The organism is uncultured Campylobacter sp., assembly GCF_938030785.1.
In the GTDB taxonomy this organism is placed as follows: domain Bacteria; phylum Campylobacterota; class Campylobacteria; order Campylobacterales; family Campylobacteraceae; genus Campylobacter_B.
On record NZ_CALHIK010000090.1, the window covers coordinates 1 to 3577 of the forward strand.

2 protein-coding genes are annotated in these 3577 nt (G+C 48.3%); both read right to left on the minus strand.

Translation table 11 applies throughout. The features are described from left to right. Positions 1 to 263: 263 nt before the first annotated feature. On the minus strand, positions 264 to 446 hold the full coding sequence (locus tag Q0438_RS05000; RefSeq protein WP_299188058.1) for a hypothetical protein: 183 nt from the start codon (positions 444 to 446) through the stop codon (positions 264 to 266). A gap of 226 nt (positions 447 to 672) precedes the next feature. Then, positions 673 to 3393, minus strand: coding sequence for a carbon monoxide dehydrogenase (locus Q0438_RS05005; RefSeq protein WP_299188060.1), 2721 nt, complete (start codon positions 3391 to 3393; stop codon positions 673 to 675). Positions 3394 to 3577 lie beyond the last annotated feature (184 nt).

Here is a 3577-nt window from a genome sequence, read left to right on the forward strand (position 1 = left end):
TTATAGTGGCGTCTCCGCGCCCGTGCGGTCTCAGCCGAAAATGTTTGCGGCGCAGCATAGACGCGCTTTTGCCGCACCGCCTCAAGCTGCGAAACGCAGGACTTGACAGCAGAGCCTCCGCCTCGCACGACATCTCCTACCGATGATGACTTAGAGACTGCAGCGACTTTGATTTATACATCTAAATCCTTAAACAGATGTGGCATTTTAGCATATATCATATTAAATTTTTATGATTTCGGCTTTCATATACGTGAGCAAATCTAATGGCGTGCAGCTCGTGTAATAAGGCCTTTAAGCGAAATTTCGCTTGCGGATTTCAGATGAACGCCTACGAAATTTGCGCTGAGATGGAATTTTAAAATTTCATCCGTTCGCGAAAGATAGACTTGAGCCTGATGGCGGAATTTTGCCTGGCTAAATTCCATCGATTTAGCAGCAGACACGGCGTGCGGCGAAATTTTATACAGAGTCTGAAGATTTGATTTAAAATTCCACGAACGGATGCGGTGCGAAAATTTTCTCTTTATTCGATCGTGGTTTTGCTAGCCACTTAGTCGTAGAATTTTACTTGCCGTTTGGCCGCGGGATTTTATTTGCCCGCAAGAGGTTAAATTTTATCATGAAATTTCGCATCGCATTTTAAGCGATGCGAAATGAATCTATCCGTCGCTACTGCCAGCCTAGGGCTTTGCGTTTTAAGCGCATGTCGCTTACCATTTTTAGCGCGAGCGCGACCGGGTCGGTATCTACGTGCATCACAGAGCCAAGTGCCCGCCTGGTGCCCTCTTTAAAAAAGTGTATGACGTTTGCGGAGCCGTGGATTTGATACTCGACGCAGTGATATGAGTCTATGCCCATCAGACGGAATCCGAGCGAGGCATCGACGCCCTTTTCGTTCGCCCACTCGGGAGAGGTGAAGGCAAGCGGCAGCTCGTAGAGATTTTTGCCTAGCACTCCTGCGATACCTGCGAAAATTCCGCTGGAGCGGGTGTTGTCGATGCACTCACCCACGTGCCATACCGGCGGAAGCTCATCTTTTTCTAAAAACGCCCGCAGCGACGCGCCTGCTTTTTTATACGCGCTTTTTTGGCAAAAGCCCAGCTTCATTAGCGGGAACGACGCGCAGCCGTTGGTTAGGATTAGGACGTTATTTTCGATTAGGGTTTGTGCGACATCTATAATAGCGCGCTCATAAGGTACTTTAGGATTGGTGCAGCCGACCATATTTACGATGCCTAAAATTTCACCGCTTTTTAGCGCGTGCGCTAACGGCTCCATGCCGCCGTAGTGTTTATGGACGAATTCTACCGAAAAGCCCACTTCGGCCTCGACTTCGTACGGCGGAATATATACCGGCAGCCCCTTGCGCTTTTCGTGAGATTGCAATGCGCGGTCTAGAATTTTACGCGCCAAATTCCTAGGCTCGGCGATATTGCTATGGTGATGATCGTAGCCGATATGCTCGGCTCCGGGAAGCCTAGCTGATGAGCTTGTGGTAACGACCTTGGTCTGGAAGCAGTTAGCCACATCCATAATCGCAGGATAGACATCTTGTACATCGGCAACCCACAGATCAAGCGCGCCCGTGCCTATGACGAGTTCGGCAGTTACGGCGTTTGAGAGCGGTACGACGCCCCAATTGCGATACATCGCCGATAGTCCTGAACAGCACACGCCGTAAAATGCGATCCCCTGTGCGCCTATTGCGCGAGCCTTGTCTTGGTACTCCTTAGAATTTCCGATCTCCACTATCACGCTTACTAGGGTTGGCAGATGTCCGTGCACGGCGATATTGACCCAGCCTTTTTTAAGCGCGCCCATATTGCTTTTGGAAGTTACGCGATCTCCTACGCCAAATAGCGCATCCGTAGCGATATTTGCAGCTACTACGCCAGTAAATGTAAAAGCAAGCCCACAGCGCAAAAGATGCTGCATCACGCTGCGCCAGTCTCCATCCGTGCCTACACCCGTTCGGTGATATGCCTCAAAGACTTCGTTATACGCACTAATTGGCAAGATATCTAGCTTACGCCATACCTCTTGACGCTCCTTGGGTGCGAGCGCAGTGATGGTTTTATACTCGCCGCTGCTTTGCGAAAGATCTGTTAAAAGCGTATCGGCAAGCTCGATCGCTACCTCTTTTAACTCTCTGCCTTCAGTTGGAATTCCAAAGGCTTTGGCGGTATTGATGATTTTGTATTCACCTATAATTGGTAGATCTAGCTTGCCTTGTGCCGCCCATTTTAGCGACAGTAGAAGCTCTCTAGCATGTACGCCGTGTTGAGCTACGCCCGCGGCTACTTGGCGCAGTAAGTTGCGCGACACGATGAGATCGGCGTCCGCACCGCAAGTGCCACGATCGGCCTTTTTAGTAATTTTGCAAGGTCCCATATTGCAGATCTTACAGCATACCCCGCTAAGTCCATAACTACACATAGGCATCTGTTTGTCGAAACGATCAAACGCCGTATCTACGCCGATCTGCTCCATCCTAAGCATCATTTCGCGCACGGCGGGATCGGGGGTTTTCTCAAGTACTTCTTGCTTTGTAGGGAAGGTCTTTTTGTATTCAAACAACGCCTTCATATAATCCGCCGTAAATTCCGCCTCGTGAAAATGCTCGAAAAGATTGCCATGTGCGTCTTTATGTGTGTGCGGACTAGCCTCTGCGGGCACTAAAACTTTTGGGATGCCGTGTTCGTCAAATCCGATAATCGCGCGGTGAGAGTGGGGCTTGTGATCATGGCAATGTTTATCGTGCTCGTGCGAGCTGATGGAGGAATCCTCGTCGTGCTCATGCGAAGACGCCGCAGAATTTGCGCCGTATTCGTGCAAATAGGCTGCGAGGTTCTCTTCTTGATTGTATGGGTGGGTCGCAAGATCTTCGTCGTATAGATACGAGTGAATTGCGGAGCTATCGCTATGCTCGTGCGAGTAAGAGATGTGATCATCGCTACTTGGACTCTTTGTAGGATTTGAGATGGAATTTGTCAAAGAATCAGCCATGGAATTTGTCGTAGAGTTGATCGCGGAATTTTTAGCGTTGCTTACGCTTTGAGCGCTTGAGCACGCCGTAAAGTTGGTGCTTGAAGCAGAGCTTGCGCTATCATAGCCGCCCGGCGCGGAATTTCTGGCTTCGCAATCGCACTCGTCGCAGGAATTCTCACCTGCGGCGCGATTTTTAGAAATTTTGTCGCGAGCATGTGAGGCGGAAGTCGTAGAATTTGCTGTGGAATTTTGAGCGATATTTGCGCTTTTATTAAAAACGGACGTGGCGGAGCTTTTGACCGCGTCTGCGGCAAAATTTTCCCCCTTATTCGCAGCGGAATTTTCATCCGTCGCGGCCTTCTTGCGTGAGCCTTTTTGTTTTGCGATTTTGTCGTTTGCCATGGTTGTCTCCTTAAAATTTATTTTAAAAATAAGCGAGAATGCAGCCCTCGATAAATATACTAAAAGACTACACTATTTAATTCTTATAGATAAAATTTAACGAGATTGTATTTTTTAATTGCTTTAAATTCCCTTAATAGCGCATCAAAGTAAAAGATAAAATTTTATGAATAAAATATACTAA